The 18,583-nt window shown below is 43.6% G+C and carries 18 protein-coding genes; 1 reads left to right on the top strand and 17 read right to left on the bottom strand.

Going from position 1 to position 18,583, the window contains the following annotated elements:
* Nucleotides 1–5 precede the first annotated feature (5 nt).
* The 3 genes from QZZ41_RS10265 to QZZ41_RS10255 form a co-directional block, all read right to left on the bottom strand.
* The gene (locus QZZ41_RS10265) at nucleotides 6–506 is read right to left on the bottom strand and encodes a GNAT family N-acetyltransferase (RefSeq protein WP_295071441.1); all 501 of its coding nucleotides are present in this window, start codon (nucleotides 504–506) and stop codon (nucleotides 6–8) included.
* Entirely contained in the window at nucleotides 503–2,026 is a 1,524-nt protein-coding gene (gene xylB / locus QZZ41_RS10260) for a xylulokinase (protein WP_295071438.1), read from the bottom strand. Before xylB ends, QZZ41_RS10265 begins: the two co-directional genes overlap by 4 nt.
* Nucleotides 2,027–2,235: 209 nt before the next feature.
* Entirely contained in the window at nucleotides 2,236–3,564 is a 1,329-nt protein-coding gene (locus QZZ41_RS10255) for a hypothetical protein (protein ID WP_295071435.1), read from the bottom strand.
* 188 nt (nucleotides 3,565–3,752) lie between these two features.
* Here QZZ41_RS10255 and QZZ41_RS10250 point away from each other — a divergent pair, with 188 nt between their 5' ends.
* Complete coding sequence (locus QZZ41_RS10250; RefSeq protein WP_295071432.1) at nucleotides 3,753–4,265, top strand: VanZ family protein; 513 nt, start codon at nucleotides 3,753–3,755, stop codon at nucleotides 4,263–4,265.
* A 108-nt stretch (nucleotides 4,266–4,373) separates the two neighbouring features.
* On the opposite strand, the gene QZZ41_RS10245 is transcribed toward QZZ41_RS10250, so the two are convergent.
* From QZZ41_RS10245 to rfbB, 14 genes are all read right to left on the bottom strand, one after another.
* Nucleotides 4,374–5,594, bottom strand: a complete 1,221-nt coding sequence (locus QZZ41_RS10245; protein ID WP_295071428.1) for a MarR family winged helix-turn-helix transcriptional regulator — start codon at nucleotides 5,592–5,594, stop codon at nucleotides 4,374–4,376.
* Nucleotides 5,595–5,824: 230 nt separating this feature from the next.
* Nucleotides 5,825–6,754 (bottom strand): AEC family transporter, encoded by a 930-nt coding sequence (locus QZZ41_RS10240; protein WP_295071424.1) that lies wholly within the window; start codon nucleotides 6,752–6,754, stop codon nucleotides 5,825–5,827.
* A gap of 163 nt (nucleotides 6,755–6,917) precedes the next feature.
* A complete protein-coding gene (locus tag QZZ41_RS10235) occupies nucleotides 6,918–7,805 on the bottom strand; it encodes a hypothetical protein (RefSeq protein ID WP_295071421.1) in 888 nt (295 codons plus the stop codon).
* Nucleotides 7,806–7,942: 137 nt separating this feature from the next.
* On the bottom strand, nucleotides 7,943–8,437 hold the full coding sequence (locus QZZ41_RS10230; protein WP_295071418.1) for a hypothetical protein: 495 nt from the start codon (nucleotides 8,435–8,437) through the stop codon (nucleotides 7,943–7,945).
* Between the two features lie 143 nt (nucleotides 8,438–8,580).
* On the bottom strand, nucleotides 8,581–8,997 hold the full coding sequence (locus QZZ41_RS10225; protein ID WP_295071415.1) for a Fur family transcriptional regulator: 417 nt from the start codon (nucleotides 8,995–8,997) through the stop codon (nucleotides 8,581–8,583).
* Between the two features lie 11 nt (nucleotides 8,998–9,008).
* Nucleotides 9,009–9,551 carry a hypothetical protein gene (locus tag QZZ41_RS10220; protein WP_295071412.1) on the bottom strand — a complete coding sequence of 181 codons (543 nt, stop codon included), beginning with the start codon at nucleotides 9,549–9,551 and terminating at the stop codon, nucleotides 9,009–9,011.
* A gap of 298 nt (nucleotides 9,552–9,849) precedes the next feature.
* Nucleotides 9,850–10,494 (bottom strand): DUF2225 domain-containing protein, encoded by a 645-nt coding sequence (locus QZZ41_RS10215; protein WP_295071409.1) that lies wholly within the window; start codon nucleotides 10,492–10,494, stop codon nucleotides 9,850–9,852.
* A 12-nt stretch (nucleotides 10,495–10,506) separates the two neighbouring features.
* A complete protein-coding gene (locus QZZ41_RS10210) occupies nucleotides 10,507–12,789 on the bottom strand; it encodes a Tex family protein (RefSeq protein ID WP_295071406.1) in 2,283 nt (760 codons plus the stop codon).
* 64 nt (nucleotides 12,790–12,853) lie between these two features.
* Nucleotides 12,854–13,894 (bottom strand): alpha/beta hydrolase, encoded by a 1,041-nt coding sequence (locus QZZ41_RS10205; RefSeq protein WP_295071403.1) that lies wholly within the window; start codon nucleotides 13,892–13,894, stop codon nucleotides 12,854–12,856.
* A gap of 129 nt (nucleotides 13,895–14,023) precedes the next feature.
* Complete coding sequence (locus QZZ41_RS10200) at nucleotides 14,024–14,797, bottom strand: MmcQ/YjbR family DNA-binding protein (RefSeq protein ID WP_295071401.1); 774 nt, start codon at nucleotides 14,795–14,797, stop codon at nucleotides 14,024–14,026.
* Nucleotides 14,797–15,363 (bottom strand): PolC-type DNA polymerase III, encoded by a 567-nt coding sequence (locus QZZ41_RS10195; protein ID WP_295071399.1) that lies wholly within the window; start codon nucleotides 15,361–15,363, stop codon nucleotides 14,797–14,799. Before QZZ41_RS10195 ends, QZZ41_RS10200 begins: the two co-directional genes overlap by 1 nt.
* A 226-nt stretch (nucleotides 15,364–15,589) precedes the next feature.
* A complete protein-coding gene (locus QZZ41_RS10190) occupies nucleotides 15,590–16,054 on the bottom strand; it encodes a VanZ family protein (RefSeq protein ID WP_295071396.1) in 465 nt (154 codons plus the stop codon).
* Between the two features lie 108 nt (nucleotides 16,055–16,162).
* Nucleotides 16,163–17,182, bottom strand: coding sequence for a UDP-glucose 4-epimerase GalE (galE, locus tag QZZ41_RS10185; RefSeq protein ID WP_295071393.1), 1,020 nt, complete (start codon nucleotides 17,180–17,182; stop codon nucleotides 16,163–16,165).
* 102 nt (nucleotides 17,183–17,284) lie between these two features.
* The gene (rfbB, locus tag QZZ41_RS10180) at nucleotides 17,285–18,313 is read right to left on the bottom strand and encodes a dTDP-glucose 4,6-dehydratase (RefSeq protein ID WP_074714332.1); all 1,029 of its coding nucleotides are present in this window, start codon (nucleotides 18,311–18,313) and stop codon (nucleotides 17,285–17,287) included.
* Nucleotides 18,314–18,583: the final 270 nt, after the last annotated feature.

Genomic DNA, 18,583 nt, shown 5'->3' with positions numbered 1-18,583 from the left:
TTTTGTTAATCAATATGTAGCCTTACAAAAAGTGCTTCAAATACTATTTTTCCGTTTTCACGGGAATATTGTCCCGTATACTCCTGTACGAAGCCGCATTTTTCAAGGACTCTGCCCGATGCACCGTTATCCTTAGCATAAAAAGCCGTAAAGTCATGTATTCCACGCTCATTATAAGCCCAGTCAAGGAGTCCGCGGACAGCTTCAGTAGCATAACCGTTGCGCCAGAAGCTGCGGTTGATATTGTAGCCTATCTCGTACGCATCGTCTTTTTCGCTCCATTCAAGGCTGATATCACCGATAACTTTATCAGTTCCTTTCAGAACTATGGCATACTTGTCATTGTCAGCTATCCATTCCTCTATCCTCTGCCGAAGTTCCTCAACATTGTCATCGCAGGGATAAGGCATGAACCTGTTGACCTCAGGGTCGGAACGCCACTCAAAGGCATCTTCCGCATCGCTGATACTGAACGGACGTATCAGAAGTCTTTCGGTATTTATCACAGCGTTGCAAGCTTAGCGTACTGAGCCTTGAGAGCAGGATAGATCTCTCTGTAAAGCTGATAGTACTTCTCATACTCTGGAACGTTCTCAGCCTTAGGAGCCTGTACCTTGTCGGTCTTGATGATAGCTCCGCAAGCCTCGGGAACACTGCTGTAGATGCCTGCGCCAACGCTTGCAAGTATAGCAACACCCAGTGCAGGACCTTCCTTAGATGCAACTGTCTTAACGTTGCAGTTATAAAGATCAGCAAGCATACTTCTCCAAAGCGGTGATGATCCGCCGCCGCCGCAAGCCATCATATCACTTACGTTTACGTTCATCTCGCGGAATACCTCAACGCAGTCGCGGAGTGAATATGTTACGCCTTCCATTACAGCACGGAGCATATCCTTTCTTGTGTGGATAGCTGAAAGTCCGAAGAATACTCCTCTTGCATCAGGATCAAGGTGAGGAGTTCTCTCGCCCATGAGGTATGGGAGATAAAGAAGTCTGTTTGCGCCTACAGGAACTGTCTCAGCCTGCTTGTCCATGAGATAGTACTCATCAACGCCCATGAGCTTAGCTGTTTCCTTTTCTGTCATGCAGAAGTTGTCTCTGAACCATTTAAGTGAGAGACCTGCGCCCTGTGTAACGCCCATAACGTGCCATGTATTAGGTACAGCAGCACAGCAGGTGTGTACTCTGCCCTTCTTGTCGATAGATATATTTGAAGTATGTGCAAATACAACACCCGAAGTACCGATAGTTGTGAAAGCCTTTCCGTCCTCAACAACACCTGTACCAACAGCAGCAGCAGCATTGTCTCCTGCGCCGCCTACTACGATAGTGTCCTCGCAGAGACCAAGTGTCTCAGCCATTTTCTTTGTGAGAGTACCTGTTACCTCACAGCTCTCGTGTACCTTGCCAAGCCAGCTCTTGTCAATCTCGAATGCACTGAGAAGCTCGTCCGACCACTTGCGGTTCGGAACGTCAAGAAGCTGCATACCGGAAGCATCTGATACTTCTGTTGCGTACTCGCCTGTAAGGATAAATCTGAGGTAATCCTTAGGAAGAAGGATATGAGCTACCTTTGAGTATATCTCAGGCTCATTGTTCTTAACCCAGAGAATCTTAGCAGCTGTCCAGCCTGTGAGGGCAGGGTTTGCTGTGATCTCAACAAGCTTGTCTCTGCCGACGATACGGTTCATTTCTTCTACCTCGGCAGCTGTTCTCTGGTCGCACCAGATAATAGAACGGCGAAGCACGTTATTGTCCTTGTCAAGCATTACAAGGCCGTGCATCTGTCCCGAAATACCGATGCCCTTGACGTCTTCCTTCTTGACACCGCTCTTAGCCATTACAGCCTTGATAGTATCCACCATTGCGTTTGCCCAGTCCGCAGGTTCCTGTTCAGCATAGCCGTTCTTAGGCTGATACATTGGATATTCGATTGTCTTTGAAGCGATAACGCTTCCCTTTTCGTCAAAAATGACTGTTTTTGTACCGCTTGTACCGCAGTCAACTCCGATTATGTATGCCATATGTTTGCAACTCCTTTTATATATTTCAGGGACTCTGCCCTGCATTATTCTATTAATTATAATATATTATGCGGGGAAAATTTTCAAGACCTTTTTTGCTCATTTTTTTACATTCTGCGCTTCTTTTGCGGACTTACGCAAATATACTTTAAACGTAAGGCGTTGCAGGTATTTTTCACATATTTGCCCGCAACGCCTTTGATTTCTTATTAATTGAAAAGCTCTATAGAGATACGTCTTGAATTTACATCATAGAAGTCTTCGAGCTCTGCTACATAATAGCGGAAAACTGTCTTGTTTTCAGCTACGGTTATCCTCTCGGGAGCAGCAGCTTCTGTATTTTCAGTCTCTTCTGTCTGTTCTTCATCTTCGTTCTTCTTCACATCACGGTAAACAGTTATGGACATAACATCACCGCTCTGCGATACTCCGAGAGATTCAAGCTGTTCATCAGTAAGAGTATTGAGCATTACAGTATGGCTCTTCTTTACGTTGAAAAGAGTGATACCTGTAGCGGCATCTACCTGCTCACGGTTGAACTGTCTGAGACCGCCGTCACTGAGTTCATTGAAGTAAACTCTCTTGCCGTGCTCGCCGTCTATCTCTTCAAGCAGCTCGGCAGAAGGCTCCTTGATGTAGTATCTTCCGTCGGCTTCTCTTCCGATTCCGTAGAAATCAAGCTGTTCATCGGTAAGAGTATCCATTAAAACAGGGTTTACATCAGAAGCTGTAAGACCTATAGCGAACTTACGGCTTGCTGAAAGATTTGTGAGCTGGAGCTTGTTATCGTAAGTATATCCAAGCTGTTCAAGCTCGGCATCCGTAACAGTTACCTCTATCTTGTCCGAAATAGAATTTAGGTGCTCTGTTATCTGCTGGCGGTTCTCTGTTGACCAGCTTACCTGTATCTCGTCATCAGACGGTCTGTCGAGGAACACAACGCGCTCCATATTTTTAAGTGTGAATGTAGCGAAAGCATACTTCACATCGGCAGTATTAGGCTCTACGTAGATAGCTGTGCTTCCGTTTGAAGTATCAACGCTGTTAACTATCCTGTATCTGTAGTCGCCTGACGGTGAAACGCCGCTGCCCACCTCTGTCTCCTTGGCAGGAGATACAAAGAACGAAGTAAAGAGGAAGTATCCCAGTGCGCCGAAAATGTACATAAGAAGTATAATGGTAGCAAGAGCAGTCTTAACGCCTTCTCCTGCGCCCGAAAGCAGCAGTATCACTATTCCCACGACGATAATTGGGATTATAAGCCCCCATTCGCCGAAATACAGCAACACTACAGGCAGCATCGCCGGAAGAATTATAAAGCTTGATATTCGTGTAAGTATCTGATGTCGCGTATAGAGCATTATTATAAGTGCTGCAAGCGAGACACCTGTTATTGACAGGCACAGTGAAGTGCGCTGCTGTACGTGGATATCGTAAAATATTGAGTAATAGCAAAGCTTACATACAAAATATGTATATATAACACTGACTATGGCTACGACTCTTTTAGTCCAGACATTTGCAAATATTTTTTTCATTATTGCCTCCGAATAATCATTATCTATATGTAAAAGCTATGCGGCTAAAAGTCACACACAGTATATTATACCATTTTTATTCTCAGGATACAAGATGTTTTTTAAATTTTTTCTGAAAAACTTCTCCTTTACAAAAGTCCGCAATAATTGTATAATATATATAGCAAGAATTGAAAGGAAAAAATGAAATGATCAAAAAGCTCAAACAACTGAATACCTCTCAGCGCGTATTCATTGTCCTTACCTTAGCGGTAATGATATTGATATTCATATTCTCGGCACAGGACGCAGATGAGTCATCAAAAACCAGCAGCAGGTTCACAAAGTATGCTGTAAGGATCTTTTACAGCGACTACGACAGTCAGTCTCCTGAGATACAGAAGGAAATGTGGGACAAGACTTCGTTCATGATAAGAAAGACTGCTCATTTTTCAATATATACCCTCCTCGGGTTCTGCGCTTCCTTTGCAGTTGGCAAAAGAAAGCTCTTCACACTGAAGAGCCTCGGAGTTATATTATTCGGTTTCACCTATGCAGCTTCCGATGAGTTCCACCAGAAATTCGTAAAGGGACGTTCCTGCGAATTCCGCGATATGATGATAGATACAGGCGGAGTTACCACAGGTATGCTGATATCGCTCATAGTTATGGGGATAATAGCATTGATCCTGCGCAAACGCAGCAGAGTGAGTAGTAAGTAGATTGTAGGGACGCCCATTGGGCGTCTTTTTTTCTGGAGATATTATCCGCCCCTACACAAATAACTGAAAAACCCGTAAGAAGCCAAGCTCCTTACGGGTTTTGTAATTTTACTGCATTCCGCCTCTTACGTAGAAGTTATCCTGAATGATAAGAGCGCAGCCGCCGAGGAAATTGTTCTTTCCGTCTAATCTGCTGAGTACCACTCTGTCAGCGATCTCTTCACTTACAAGGCGTATCATCTCACGCTTGCAGTAGTCAAACTGCTTTTCGTTGAGCTTGAAGTTGTGAAGCACTATCCTCTTTGCAAAATGGCTTATAGCCAGATTGTTAATGAGAACAGTATACTTTGCGATAATGTCGTCAACAAGTGCCTTGACAGGTTCTTCACCTCTCATAAGTGCCATGAACACGTTATCTGTATTGATAGCGGTCTTGTCACCCTCTGTAAGCTCGTACAGAACAGGTGTCTTGTCCTTGGAATATATCTCATAGAAAGCATTGAGCATAGCTGTTCTTGAAAGCTCTGCCTTTACAGAGCCGTTAGGATAGCCCTCATATGACTTTCCGTTCGGACAAACTATATATCTCTCGATAGTTGATGTATAAGATACATAATCTGCTGAAAGCTCATTCTTATTAATCATAGCAAGATTTACCTGATTTCCGTTATGAATGAACGCCTGATTGGTCTGATAACCGTTCTGCGTTCTGAAATCATTGCTTGCAAGAGCCATAAGACCGATAGCATTTCCGCAGTGGATCTCGAAATTGAGTCCGCCCGAGAGCTTATCAATGAAATTGGTGAAGTCAAGTACACCGTCTTTGTAGAATATCTTCAGCTTGCCCCACATTGAAGGAACTACGCCGACACCCAGTCCGAGTATCTTGTCCTTTGTAAGGGCACTGTTCTCGACCATTTCGTTGCTGGTCTTGATTATGTAGTTGATGATATCCTTACTTGTGGTCCTGTCATCAATGACCATGCTTGCCTTGTCCAGAACTTCCGAATTAAGGTTTGTAAGTCCGATGCTTACTTCCTTCTCGTCAACTGTTGCACCGAGTGCAAAGCGGCTGTTGACATTGATGTCGATAAGTATCTTTCTTCTTCCCTTCTGAAGCTTCTCAGTATTTACAGGAGCTTCGCCTATCTCGACAAGTACGCCTTCCTCTATCATTTCGTTTGTAATGATAGTTACAGCAGCTCTTGTTATTTCAAGAGCACTTGCAACGTCAACTCTCGAAATAGGACCTGTTTCCCTGATCACTCTGAGAATCTGCATTCTGTTTCTTCTTTTCAGGTCAAGTTTACTGATTCCTCTTTTTTCCATACAACAACAACTCCATTTCTTAAATCGTTTCGGATTCTTCTTATCCTCACCTACAACCTACATTATCCCCTTGGAATTTCTTGCCGCTGCCAATTATAACTGCCCGTATAATTTTTTCTTTTTATTTTTAAGCCAATCTTTTTTAACGTATTTATATTATAACACAATATTATTAAAATTCAAACCTTTTAACGCAATTATTTCTAAAATCAGCGTTTTTGACAAACTGATTATAGTATTTTTGTTAAATATTCCGTAGCTTTAACGACCAGCGGCAGTGTACCTACGGAAAGTATAGTTCCAGCGGTAAAAATCTCCGATGCGTATACAGAATTTTTTCCATAACGAATAGAAAGAAGTGTGCACATTGCTGCCGGTGGAGCGGCTGCTGCAACCAGCACAGTCATGCGAACCTTGTCGTCAACATTGGTAAAAACCGAAATTGGTACTGCCAATATTAATGGCATAACAAAAAGTTTTAAAAAACAAACATAGTACACTCTGTAATTTTTTAGCAGTTTCGGCACATCAGTTGCAGCTATTGTAACGCCCGAAACTATCATCGCCATAGGTGTATTTACATCTTTTATGAAGCTGAGTGCGCTGACTGCTGTATCGGGCAGTCTTATCTCAAAGAAGAAGGTTATGAGTCCGAGGAATATGGAAATAATCGTCGGCGAATAGAACACCTTCACTACCTGTTTGAAGTCCTTTTCTCCTGATACAAGTATAACACCGTGTGTCCACACGATAAGGTTGAATACGGTAATAAACGCGGTAAGGTAGAATACTCCCTCATCGCCGAAAAGTGCATTTACAAGGGGTATGCCCATAAAACCGCAGTTTGAATACACCGATGAAAAACGTTCTATCTCAAATTCCCTGCCCTCTTTCTTTCGCACAAGGAGATATGAGAATAATATCATTATCGTCATTGCACACAGAGATATAACGAATGTGAGCAGAAGATTTTTCGCCAGCTCCGCTTTATAGGGCTTCTGATACGACATGAATATGACCACGGGATTTACTACCTGAAGCACAAACTTTGAAAGGTCTTTGTTTGAGGTCTCGCTTATCAGTTTAGTTTTGGCGCAAAGAACACCGATAGCTATAAGTATCAGCATGATGATCGTCTGATTGAGTATAGTAGATGACATTTTAGCCTCCGTATATGTATATATTTCAGACGGATTTAAACTGTGAATGAAAGCTGAGTCGTTCCGCTGTTTTGCATTAACCGAATTATTTTACCATATTTCTTTGAATTAGTCAATAAAAAAATCCGAAGCATTTCTGCTTCGGATCCTTTAGACTATTGAATTAGCCGATATAATCAATTGAATTTGGAATTATCTTCCAGCCGTCACCCTTGAGCTTTACAACACAGATCTTTTCTGTTTCGTGTCTCTTTTTGCCGTCTTCGTCTCTGTACTTTACTCTTACCTTGACTTCATAGCCCTTAGAAACTGTTATGTCATCATCTGCATCATAGCGGTCGCACATATCCTCGAAATACTCCTGACAATCTTCCAGCTCTGACTTGCTGAGCTTTTTCTGTCTGATGATCTTCTCAAACTTTGGAGCTGTCTCTTCATCTTCCATGTCATCGAGTCTGTCCTCAACAGCTTCATTGAATGCTTCTACCATATCATCATACTTGTCATCGTCCTTTAAAGCATCGATAACTGTATCAGGGTATGAAAGCGAATAGAATGTCTTTCCGCCCTTCTTATCAGAAGCAGAGTTTACATACTTCTTGACAGTGCTCTTAACTCCGCCGCCAAAGATAAGGCAAAGGAGACAGATAATAAGGATAAGGATAACACCTAATGCAGCATATGCAGCGCCTTTATTGTTCTTTAATCCGCCAGGAAGCTTCTCTGAAATCTCTCCTGCAAGATTATCTACCTTTGTTGCACCCTGCTTGAGACTGTCGCCCACCTTATCGGCAACATCTCCTGCTTTTTCCTTGAGTTCTGCTGCTGTATCCTTAGCCTTGTCGGCAGTCTTTTCAGCAGCATTTTCAATTGTGCTCTGTACATTATCGGCAGCCTTTTCAGCAGTATTTTCAACCGTGTTCTGTACATTGTTGACTTCTTTTTCTACTGTTGCAGCAGCTTCTTTGGCTTCTTCCGCAGCTTTTGAAGCAGAGCATCCACAAGATTCTCCCTCAGTGATCTGCTTACCGCAGTACTTACAATATGGCATAACAAAACCTCCATAAACAAAAAATATTACAGAATATATTTTAGCATATTTCTCAGCATAATGTCAAGTGAAAGATTTAATATTATCGTCAGCATAATGCATAAAAACGTTTTATTTCTTCACTTTGCCGATAGCTGTCATTTATCGGTTTCTTTTCCGCAAATGAAAAGGTATGGTATGATCACTGCCAGTGAAGGAAATACTATCGGAACAAGCATTACAGCAAGCTCTGTATTTGTCAGGTCTTGTGCATGGATACTGCTGTTGATGATATTATAAAACTGCAAAAACGGCGCGTTCAGCAGCTTGTGCGGTGGATAATATTCAAAGCTGCTGCCTTTTGCGGAGATACACAGGAGTATCCAGCTTATTAGCGACGGTACTGTAACAGCTCCGCCTGCTGCAAATATAGCCGCTTTATTTATGGTGCTGCCGTTCATTCTCGAAGCTTTAATGTCAGTTTTGGCTTCTTTCACCGAAAAGTCAGCAAGAACAAATATCATTATCAAAACAGTGCAGACAAGGCATATTAGCTTTATAAGAGCACTCCCCGAGGCTGCAAACGTAATATCAATGAAAAGGCACAGTATCTCACAAGCCGCCAGTCTCAGCAGAGCTTTAAGTATTTTCATAGCTTTTCCTTTCCGTGACATTATAAAAATCAAATTAACGGGCATAATATCCACGGAGGTGGTACTATGCCCGAAAATATCGAAAATGATGTTAAGATCTATATCCCAAGGAACTCAGAACACAAAGGCAGTGAACCTGCCCCTCAGTCATCGTCCTTACAGTCGGAACAGCGTCCGTAAAAAACAGTCTGGGAATAATCTATCTCAAAGCCGTGTTCTTCTTCAATATGATGTGACAGCTCTGCAAGATGTTCGCAGTCAAGATGTATGAGCCTGCCGCAGCTAAGACATTTAAGGTGGAAATGGCTGCGGCACTGTTCATTGTCCTCGATATACTGATAGCAGGCAGAGGTCTTGCCGTCAAAAGCGTACTTTCTGACAAGTCCCTGCTCAACAAGCTTGTCAAGCTGTCTGTATATAGTTGCAACACCTACAGGTGAGCCCTCTGCAGACAAAAACGCGCTTATCTCCTGCACATTTGTATGCTTTTCTTTATTACTTATAAGATATTCCAGCAGCTTTTCTTTCTGCTTGGTATTATATCCCGACTCTCTTTTCATCATTACCTCCGTCAGCGTGTAATTACCTTCCAGCCTTCGTTGTTCAGACTAACTACTATAACAGTCTCATCGCCTGCATCTTCGTCGTTTTTCTTGTAGCTGTATGTAACTTCGTAGCCTTCCTTTATATCCAGAGCATCTTCCTTGAGGTCAGGCACATAGGGTGAACTGAGTTCAACAAAATAAGACTTTGCGCCCGATACCTGCTTCTCACTGAGTTCCTTTGCTTCCTTGACTCCTGCATATGTGTACTTATCACTGCTGTTTTTATTTATTTCAGCCTGTGAATCGTTGAATGTTTTCACAAGGTTATCGAATTCGCCGCTCTGCTTCATTGCATCAAGTGCAGCATTTGGATACATATACGAATAGAACGCTTTTCCGCCGCCTTCAGAATTCATGGCATCAAAACATTCCTTTATGGCACTTTCGTATGAATCGCTGTTCTGCTGAGTTACATTTTTGCTTTTTATATCTTTTTTCTTAGGCTCGCAGCCTGTAAAAACACAGGAAGCTGCTGTTAATGCAACCACAATAGCTGCAAATCTTTTCATTTTGTTACCTCCGTTGCTATCATTCAATATTCATACAGATTATAACACTATTTCTCCGCCTTGTCAATGTCATTCATCACAAAAGCCTAACTAAATCAAAATTCAGCAAAGCTGAATTTTGATTTGAGTGAATAGTGAGTAGTGCATAGTGCTTAGAATTGCAATTATCAACGGTATAAGAAAAAACTAATCACTAAGCACTAACAACTAATCACTATCATAAGCAATAAAAACATCAAGCCCCGAGGCTTTTGCTCGGGGCTAAAATTCTATATAAGCATTGCGGTCATAGTGCGGCTTATTTAAGTGCTACGCCTTTTGCTTCGTCTGCTTTATGGCATAAGCTGTCGCAATTTTCGGCAAGCTCCACCTCAAATGCAGCAAGAGCCATTATCAGTCGTGACGGGAACAGTCTGCCTTTATACTCACGGATAACTCTTTCATAGTCGCCGCTTCTGCGCATAAGGTCAGCTGCAAGCAGTACATAATCGGGCTTATCTGCAAATTCCTGCTTATGCAGGTCGAATATTTTCAGTGCGGCTCTGCGGCACTCCGCAGCCTTTTCGCCGTCATTCTCGTCATCATAGTACCACGCAGCATACAAACAAGCTTTCAGAGCTTCCTCATACACCTTGTTCTTTTCGCAGACAAGAGACATTTTCATAAACTTTTCGGCAAGTCCGCTGCCGCCAACATTCTTATACTTATCGCTTTCAAGGAACTCCTTTGTAAAACGCACGGGTATATCTGTTGAAGCATTGCAGTAGCCGCAGTGAGGGCACTCGCTCACCCAGTATTTCAGGTACGTGCGATGCTCTTCATCGGGACGCATATCAAGGTCAGGCACACTTGTATCGGGATCAAATTCAGCTACGACTGTCTGAGCAGATACTTCACCGCAGACAGCACATTTTATTTCCTTTTCCTCGGTTCTGAAAGCCATACCTGTCTCTCCTTATTTCTGCTTGATACGGAAACTGCTGTTGCGGAGCTGTGAAGCATCAAAACCCTTTGGCTTGCGATCCTCACGCTTTCTGTTGTTATTATTAGGTCTGCGCTCGGACTTCTGCTGCTTCTTCTCCTCCTCGTCGTTAAGACGCATAGTAAGTGAGATACGGTTTCTCTTGAGGTCAACGTCAAGAACTCTTACCTTTACTACCTCGCCGACCTTTACAGCTTCGAGAGGGTGCTTGATGTAGCGGCTGCAAATCTGAGAAACATGAACAAGTCCGTCCTCGTGTACGCCGATGTCCACAAAGCAGCCGAAATCTATGATATTGCGGACTGTACCAACAAGCTCCATACCCGGCTTCAAGTCCTTTATCTCCATGATATCGCCGCTTCTGAGAAGAGGTGCGGGGAGCTCGTCACGAAGGTCACGACCGGGCTTTTTAAGCTCGCCGATGATATCTGTAAGCGTAGGAACACCTATGCCGAGATTTTTGCTGATATTTTCAAGACCTATGCTGTCAGCCTTTTCTGTGATGCCCTCAGCTCCGCTGCCTGCGATATCAGCAAGAGTAAATCCGCACTCGCTGAGCAGTGAAGAAGCTGCTTCGTAGCTCTCAGGATGAACAGCTGTATTGTCAAGAGGATTTTTACCGTCACGTACTCTCAGGAAGCCTGCGCACTGCTCGAAAGCCTTCTTGCCAAGCTTCGGTACTTTGAGGAGCTCCTTACGGTCTGTGAACTTTCCGTTCTCCTCACGGTATGTTACGATATTCTTTGCAACTGTGGCATTGATACCTGCAATATATGAAAGAAGTGAATGTGAAGCTGTATTGAGATCAACTCCGACGGAGTTAACACAGTCCTCGACAACGCCGCCGAGAGCTTCGCTCATTCTTGCCTGCGGCATATCGTGCTGATACTGTCCTACACCGATAGCCTTAGGGTCTATCTTTACAAGCTCTGCGAGCGGATCCTGCAAACGGCGTGCAATGGAGATAGCTCCTCTGATAGAAACGTCATACTCTGGGAACTCCTCAGCAGCTACCTTAGATGCTGAGTATACTGAAGCTCCTGCCTCGCTTACTACCATGTAGCTTACGTCCTGCGGTACTTCCTTTGCTATCTCAGCAGCAAAGCTCTCAGTCTCGCGTGAAGCTGTACCGTTTCCGATAGAGATAACGTTTACGTTATATTTCTGGATAAATTCCTTTACCTTTTTCTTTGCAGCCTCAACAGCTCCTGCCGAGCCGACAGGATAGATGATAGCTGTGTCCAGCACCTTGCCTGTACCGTCGATAACTGCGGTCTTGCAGCCGTGTGCATATCCCGGGTCAAGTCCGAGGATAATGCTGCTCTTGAGCGGCGGCTGGAGAAGCATCTGACGGAGATTTGCTGCGAATACCTTTATGGAGTCCTCGGCAGCCTTTGCACTCATCTCTGAACGTATCTCACGCTCGATAGACGGGAATATAAGTCTCTTGTAGCTGTCTGCGGCAGCTGCTCTCACAAGCTCTCCGCAGGCATTGTTTGCCTTGATGTACTTGCCGAAGATAACGTCTGTAGCCATAGTCTCGTCAAGAGTTACAGCTACCTTGAGGAAGCCCTCCTTCTCACCTCTGTCAAGTGCAAGGACACGGTGGTTGGCAACCTTAGGGATAGCCTCGGAGTACTCATAATAATTCATGTATACGCTCTCAGTCTCAGGGTCGGAAGCCTTTGAAACAAGCTCGCCCTTTTCACCTGCAAGGGCACGGAGCTTCTTTCTGATATCGGCATCATCGGAGATATCCTCTGCGATGATGTCCATAGCTCCCTGCAATGCAGTCTGAGCGTCGGTTATCTTCTTCTCTTCGTCTATATATGCCTCAGCTTCCTTCTCAGGCTCTGTGGAATTCTCCTGAGCCATGATAAGTACAGCAAGTGGTTCGAGTCCGTTTTCACGGGCAATACTTGCACGGGTACGACGCTTTGGCTTGAACGGACGATAGATGTCCTCTACCTCCACAAGTGTAACAGCTGCACTGATAGCAGCCTCTATCTCGGGAGTCATCTTCTCCTGCTCTGTAATGGCATTTGTTACCTCTTCCTTGCGCTTTTCAAGGTTGCGCAGATACATGAGTCTGTCATACAGCTCACGGAGTATCTGGTCATCGAGAGAGCCTGTCAGTTCCTTACGGTAACGTGCTATAAACGGTATGGTCTTATCGTCATCGATAAGTGCGACTGTATTGTCTACCTGTTCCTGTTTTAGTCCGAATTCTTTTGCCAGTGTCTTGTTGATATCCATAATTGATCCTTTCATTTTACGATATAAGGACCGTCGGTACTGCCGCGGTCCTGTAGATCGTCATTTATTCATTTACTGTTTCTTCGTTTTCCTGCTGTGCAGGTGCTTCCTCGGCTGCTGTTACTGCTGCGACTTCGGCTGCGACCTCTGCTGCTGCCTCAAGACGCTCCTCGTTCCAGCGGTCAAGCCACGAAAACAGAGTTTTTGCTATATCCTTATGAACGTTTATGCTGTTCTTCTCCATGAGGACATCATGGCGCATATTGTCGAACAGTCTGTGGGATATGCTGTCATATCCTACTTTTTCCAGTTTTGATACCAGTTTCATGAATTTCTTCTCCGATACCATTGCCATATCTTCCTTACCCGATATGAAACGTATGGGAAGCTTTGGATTTTTCAGTTGCCAACCTGTCCCCGACTGAGAGTTTCTCATTATCCACAGCATTTCCTGATAGCCGTTGAGTGTGGGCTTGAAGTTGCAGAGCTGATCCTCATTAAATGCAAGTACCACATCGGGATCGCTGCATCTCCATGAATTTATGGGATCTTCAAAGAATTTTCCCAGACAGTCATCAATAGTGTCGAATATCTTCTCGCTTCTGAAACGGCTTCCGGGACGCTTTGACGCCACGGAATTTATCACTCTTGTTACAGGTGAAAATGGACTGTAATACAGGCTTCCGAGGAGTACAAGACCGTCTATGCAGTCATCGTATCCCTTGATGAAGCACTTTGCGCCCGAAGCTCCCAGACCGCTTGCCACCATAAAGACAGGCGTATTAGGATATGCTGCTCTTATGCGTTTATTTATCTGGGCGATATCACTTACAAAGCCTTCGCCGCCTTTTCTGAACATGAAGCCGATATCATCAGCTTCCATTATGCTTCCGCCGTGACCGCGGTTATCATGTATCACTGTTATAAATCCCTGCTCAGCAAGGTAATCCATAAAGGGATAGTATCTCTCCTTGTGCTCGTTCATATCGTGAACTATCTGTACAATGCCGTTTATATCTCCCGAGGGCACTGCCAGTACAGCCGAGATCACAAGCTCATCAAAATCAGAAGTCAGTTGAAATTCCTTCAGATCAGCATTAAGCATAAAGTTCCTCCTGTCAAAAAACGGAAAAATAAAATAAGACTTACAATGAATATTATAGCATAGTTGCGAAAATAAATCAATAGCACGGCTTTTACTGCGTAAATACGTTGTTTTACAGCTTATGTACTATCATTTGCCGACCTTTTTGCACAGTTCTTTAAGCTGTCGGCTGAGTGCAGGCGGTACTCCTCTCGGACCGCGCACGGCTTTTGCTCCAAGCTCCTTCATAGCCGTCAGAGGCATATCCTCTTTTTTAAAGCGGCACAGAAGCTTCAGCTTCATAGCCTTTCTGATGTGGTAATCACCATTATCGTACTTATACGGTATATCCACCTCAACAGCCTCGCATTTATACATTATGGCAGATACAGGCGCAGCCATATACATATAGATGATATCTCCCACAATGAAGTTTGCGGTCTGTTTCCAGAGAATCATGCCGTCACGCCGAAAGTCCTGCTCCACATCGTACATGGCAGGCGATGCTGGTATGAGCCACTCTTTAGTATCAGTCCTCAGTCTGTGGCTGCCGCCGCTCTGCTTTATAAGCTCATAGCTCATATCAAGCAGGGAGAAAACCTGCTCCTCACTGACAGTTCCGTCAAGGAGCACTGTTACCCAGCTCTCCTTCTGCATATGATATGCAGGATATATGCCTTTAATAGCAAGAAGCGAGCCTGTCATAAGCGGGCTGCACTTCACGTTTACGATATCATAGCTGACACCCTTGGCAAGTCCCAGCTTGCTGCCGTCTACGCACATTATTATGCCATACCATTTATCATTTGTCTCACATCGAAACACTGCGCAATCGGGAGTCTTTGCCCACAGGTATTCGGGCTTTGTGCCGTAACGCTCATTTGCGTACTCAATGAGCCTGTCCTTCATCTTCTTTACCGTCATTACATTGCCTCCTGTCTGCGCATCTCATCACGCAGGCATATGTAACAGGCATTGCATATCTCGCAGTCTCTTGCAGCTCTGTGCGCACCTGCTATCTCTATACCGTAATGTGCGGCAACGGTGGTCTGACGGCGGTCGGGCAGAAGTGTAAGGACTTTTCTCGAAAACCTCAGCACATCAACAAAATCATTCTGCAAGTATATGCCATGACATCTCAGCAGATTGTCATAGAGGAAGTTGATATCGAAATTAACGTTATAACCCATGAGCATATCGCTTCCTGCAAAGTTATAAAAGTCAAGTATGGCAGTTTTTATGTCGGGAGCATTTTCAACCATTGTATCATCTATCCCTGTCATTCCTGTTATGAACTCTGGGATATGCCGCTCGGGCTTTACAAATGTGCTGAAAACAGCCGATTTTTTGCCGTTTCTGTATCTGACTGCCGCTATTTCGATTATCTCGCAGGTCTCGGGATCAAGCCCCGTAGTCTCTATATCGACTACGCAGTAATCCTCAGGGAATTCTATACGGCTCTTGCCTTTTCTGCGTTTTATACTGCCCAAGCCAAAGCTCCTTTCACATACAATATCAGTATACATTATATTATAGATTTCCGAAAATGTCAAATCAGCAGTTACATTTGTCACTGATAAAGTGACATTTATCATCTTGATAATTAACTGTTTATGAGCTATAATCAGTATGTCATCTGATTAAGAAATCACACTCCTTATTTAATCAAAAGTTAAACCGCTCCCTGCACACAGGAAGCGGTAACTTTTTTATATCTCATTGATACTCATTTTTTACAAGTCTGTCGGATAACATAATATAGATCAGACAGCCGATACAAGCACCTAAAGTATTATGCATTATATCATCGGACTCAAACAACCCCCTGCCCGTATAATACTGCGTAAACTCGATCAGTACCGATACACCGAAGCCCGACAGAGCAGCTACCTTGATGCTCCTGAATTTTTCAGACATAATGGGGAGCATAAATCCAAGGGGAAGCAGCATTATAACATTTCCGCCTATCTGTCCGATCCAGTAGTGATAATCGCCGCTTTTAAGCATGGTGCTCACTTCCCATAATGGTCTGAACACATGACGGCGCATACCTGGTATCCTGTCAATAAGCGTGACGCTCATAACACAGTACAGGTAAATAAGCATTGTAAATGCACACAATCCCTTTATCAAAAGCTCAGAATAGCTGAGCTTTTTCAGTTTATCTATTATTTTCGACATATATCCTCAGCCTTTCCAAGTTTTAATATCCTATATAATAATAGTATACCATATATTTATGAATTATTCAAGTACAATAAAAAACTCGGGCAATTGCCCGAGTTTACCTTACTTATTATAGCCGTTAGGGTTGTTTTTCTGCCAGTTCCATGAATCGCGGCACATATCCTCAAGAGTTTTTTCTGTTTTCCAGCCAAGAACTTTCAGAGCCTTGTCTGCATTTGCGTAGCACTCTGCAAGATCTCCTGCTCTTCTTGGACCGTATACGTGATTTACCTTGATATCGTTTACTCTCTCAAATGTATCAACTATCTCGGTAACGCTGTAAGGAGTACCTGTGCCGAGGTTGAATATCTCCATGCACTGATTTGCAAGGATATAGTCTATAGCCTTTACGTGTCCCTTTGCAAGGTCTACAACATGGATATAGTCACGGGTGCAGGTGCCGTCAGGTGTGGGATAATCATTGCCGAATATAGTCAGGCATTCTCTTCTTCCCACTGCCACCTGTGATACATAAGGCATGAGGTTATTAGGTATTCCATGGGGATCCTCACCTATCATTCCCGACTCATGGGCACCGATAGGATTGAAGTAACGGAGAAGTATAACGGAAAGCTCCTTATCAGCCTTTGCTGCGTCCTCAAATATCTGCTCCATCATTGATTTTGTCCAGCCGTAAGGATTTGTACAAGCTCCGCGGGGCATTGTTTCAAAATACGGAACAGGATTTGCTTCGCCATAAACAGTTGCAGATGAACTGAATATGATGTTCTTGACGTTAAACTGCTCCATTGTTTCAAGCAATGAAAGAGTTGTGTCAATGTTATTGCGGTAATACATTACAGGCTTCTGTACAGACTCGCCAACAGCTTTAAGTCCTGCAAAATGAATGACTGCATCTATCTTGTTTTCCTTGAATACTTCCGAAAGCTTTGCATTGTCCTTGATATCAAGCTCATAGAGCTTTACGGACTTGCCTGTTATTTTTTCAACTCGTTTTATTGATTCAGCCGAGCTGTTTGAAAAATTGTCAGCTACTACTACATCGTAGCCTGCATTTAAAAGTTCAACTGCTGTGTGTGAGCCGATATATCCTGCTCCCCCTGCTAATAAGATCGTTGCCATATCTTTGACCTCTTTCCCTTTTTATTATAAATGACCAAAGCTTCATTATACGAAGCCGAAAAACATTATTGAAAAGTATGCTCTGACTTTTTTATTTATAGTTCAGACCTCTGCACGGTTTCCGTACATCTTCTCATAGTAGTTCTGGTACTCGCCGCTGATGATAGTTTCCCACCACTCACGGTTCTCAAGATACCACTTGATTGTCTTTTTGATGCCGTCCTCGAACTTTGTCTCAGGCAGCCAGCCAAGCTCATTGTGAATTTTAGTCGGGTCGATAGCGTAACGCATATCGTGTCCCTTACGATCTTCAACGTGTGTGATAAGGCTCTCTGGCTTACCGAGCTCCTTACATATGAGCTTAACGATGTCGATGTTCTTCATCTCGTTGTGTCCGCCTACGTTGTATACTTCGCCGACCTTGCCCTTATGGATAATAAGGTCGATAGCGCGGCAGTGATCCTCAACATAGAGCCAGTCACGCACATTAAGTCCTTCACCGTACACAGGAAGCGGCTTGTCTGCGAGAGCGTTAGCGATCATCAGCGGTATCAGCTTCTCGGGGAAGTGATAAGGACCGTAGTTATTTGAACAACGTGAGATAGTCACAGGAAGCCCATATGTACGATTGTACGCCATTACGAGAAGATCAGCACCAGCCTTTGATGAGCTGTACGGGCTGCTTGTGTGGATAGGTGTAGTCTCTGTAAAGAAAAGGTCAGGACGGTCAAGTGGGAGATCACCGTAAACCTCGTCTGTTGATACCTGATGATAACGCTGTATGCCGTACTTGCGGCAAGCGTCCATAAGTACCTGTGTACCGAGGATATTTGTCTGAAGGAATATCTCAGGGTTCTCGATAGAGCGGTCAACATGGGACTCTGCTGCGAAGTTAACTACAATATCAGGCTTTTCTTCCTCGAAAAGCTTGTAGATTGCTTCTCTGTCGCATATATCTATCTTCACGAAACGGAAGTTAGGGTTCTTCATAACAGGCTCAAGTGTTGATAAATTGCCTGCGTATGTGAGCTTATCAAGACATACTATTCTGTAATCTGGATAAGTATCAAGCATATGGAATACAAAATTTGAGCCTATAAATCCGGCTCCACCTGTAACAAATACATTCATTGCTTTATTCTCCTTATAATACATTTTTAAGATCTGCCGCTTGACGAAAATGTCCGCCATGTGCAGATCACCATTCTCCAAAAACCTGTACGCCGTAATTAATGTCGAAGCAATAACCGCCCGACAGCGTATTTAGTACACATTAATTATAACTGCTGACATAAAAAAAAGCAAGCACAAAAATTGCTGTTTTTCAAGACCTGACGTATTTTTTGCACTTTCCACAAAAAACTGATATCTCTCAGCTAAAATATCATCACGTATAGTATC

The organism is Ruminococcus sp., from assembly GCF_016283395.1.
This window is presented reverse-complemented; position numbering and strand designations above follow the sequence as displayed.

Bases quoted from the DNA above. Each gene is read 5' to 3' on its own strand.
- QZZ41_RS10225 (WP_295071415.1), bottom strand. From the start codon at position 8,997: ATGAAAAGAGAGTCGGGATATAATACCAAGCAGAAAGAAAAGCTGCTG.
- QZZ41_RS10220 (WP_295071412.1), bottom strand. From the start codon at position 9,551: ATGAAAAGATTTGCAGCTATTGTGGTTGCATTAACAGCAGCTTCCTGT.
- QZZ41_RS10190 (WP_295071396.1), bottom strand. From the start codon at position 16,054: ATGTCGAAAATAATAGATAAACTGAAAAAGCTCAGCTATTCTGAGCTT.
- QZZ41_RS10245 (WP_295071428.1), bottom strand. From the start codon at position 5,594: ATGGAAAAAAGAGGAATCAGTAAACTTGACCTGAAAAGAAGAAACAGA.
- QZZ41_RS10230 (WP_295071418.1), bottom strand. From the start codon at position 8,437: ATGAAAATACTTAAAGCTCTGCTGAGACTGGCGGCTTGTGAGATACTG.
- galE (WP_295071393.1), bottom strand. From the start codon at position 17,182: ATGGCAACGATCTTATTAGCAGGGGGAGCAGGATATATCGGCTCACAC.
- QZZ41_RS10255 (WP_295071435.1), bottom strand. From the start codon at position 3,564: ATGAAAAAAATATTTGCAAATGTCTGGACTAAAAGAGTCGTAGCCATA.
- QZZ41_RS10205 (WP_295071403.1), bottom strand. From the start codon at position 13,894: ATGCTTAATGCTGATCTGAAGGAATTTCAACTGACTTCTGATTTTGAT.
- QZZ41_RS10210 (WP_295071406.1), bottom strand. From the start codon at position 12,789: ATGGATATCAACAAGACACTGGCAAAAGAATTCGGACTAAAACAGGAA.
- rfbB (WP_074714332.1), bottom strand. From the start codon at position 18,313: ATGAATGTATTTGTTACAGGTGGAGCCGGATTTATAGGCTCAAATTTT.
- QZZ41_RS10240 (WP_295071424.1), bottom strand. From the start codon at position 6,754: ATGTCATCTACTATACTCAATCAGACGATCATCATGCTGATACTTATA.
- QZZ41_RS10215 (WP_295071409.1), bottom strand. From the start codon at position 10,494: ATGGCTTTCAGAACCGAGGAAAAGGAAATAAAATGTGCTGTCTGCGGT.
- QZZ41_RS10235 (WP_295071421.1), bottom strand. From the start codon at position 7,805: ATGCCATATTGTAAGTACTGCGGTAAGCAGATCACTGAGGGAGAATCT.
- QZZ41_RS10250 (WP_295071432.1), top strand. From the start codon at position 3,753: ATGATCAAAAAGCTCAAACAACTGAATACCTCTCAGCGCGTATTCATT.
- QZZ41_RS10200 (WP_295071401.1), bottom strand. From the start codon at position 14,797: ATGACGGTAAAGAAGATGAAGGACAGGCTCATTGAGTACGCAAATGAG.
- xylB (WP_295071438.1), bottom strand. From the start codon at position 2,026: ATGGCATACATAATCGGAGTTGACTGCGGTACAAGCGGTACAAAAACA.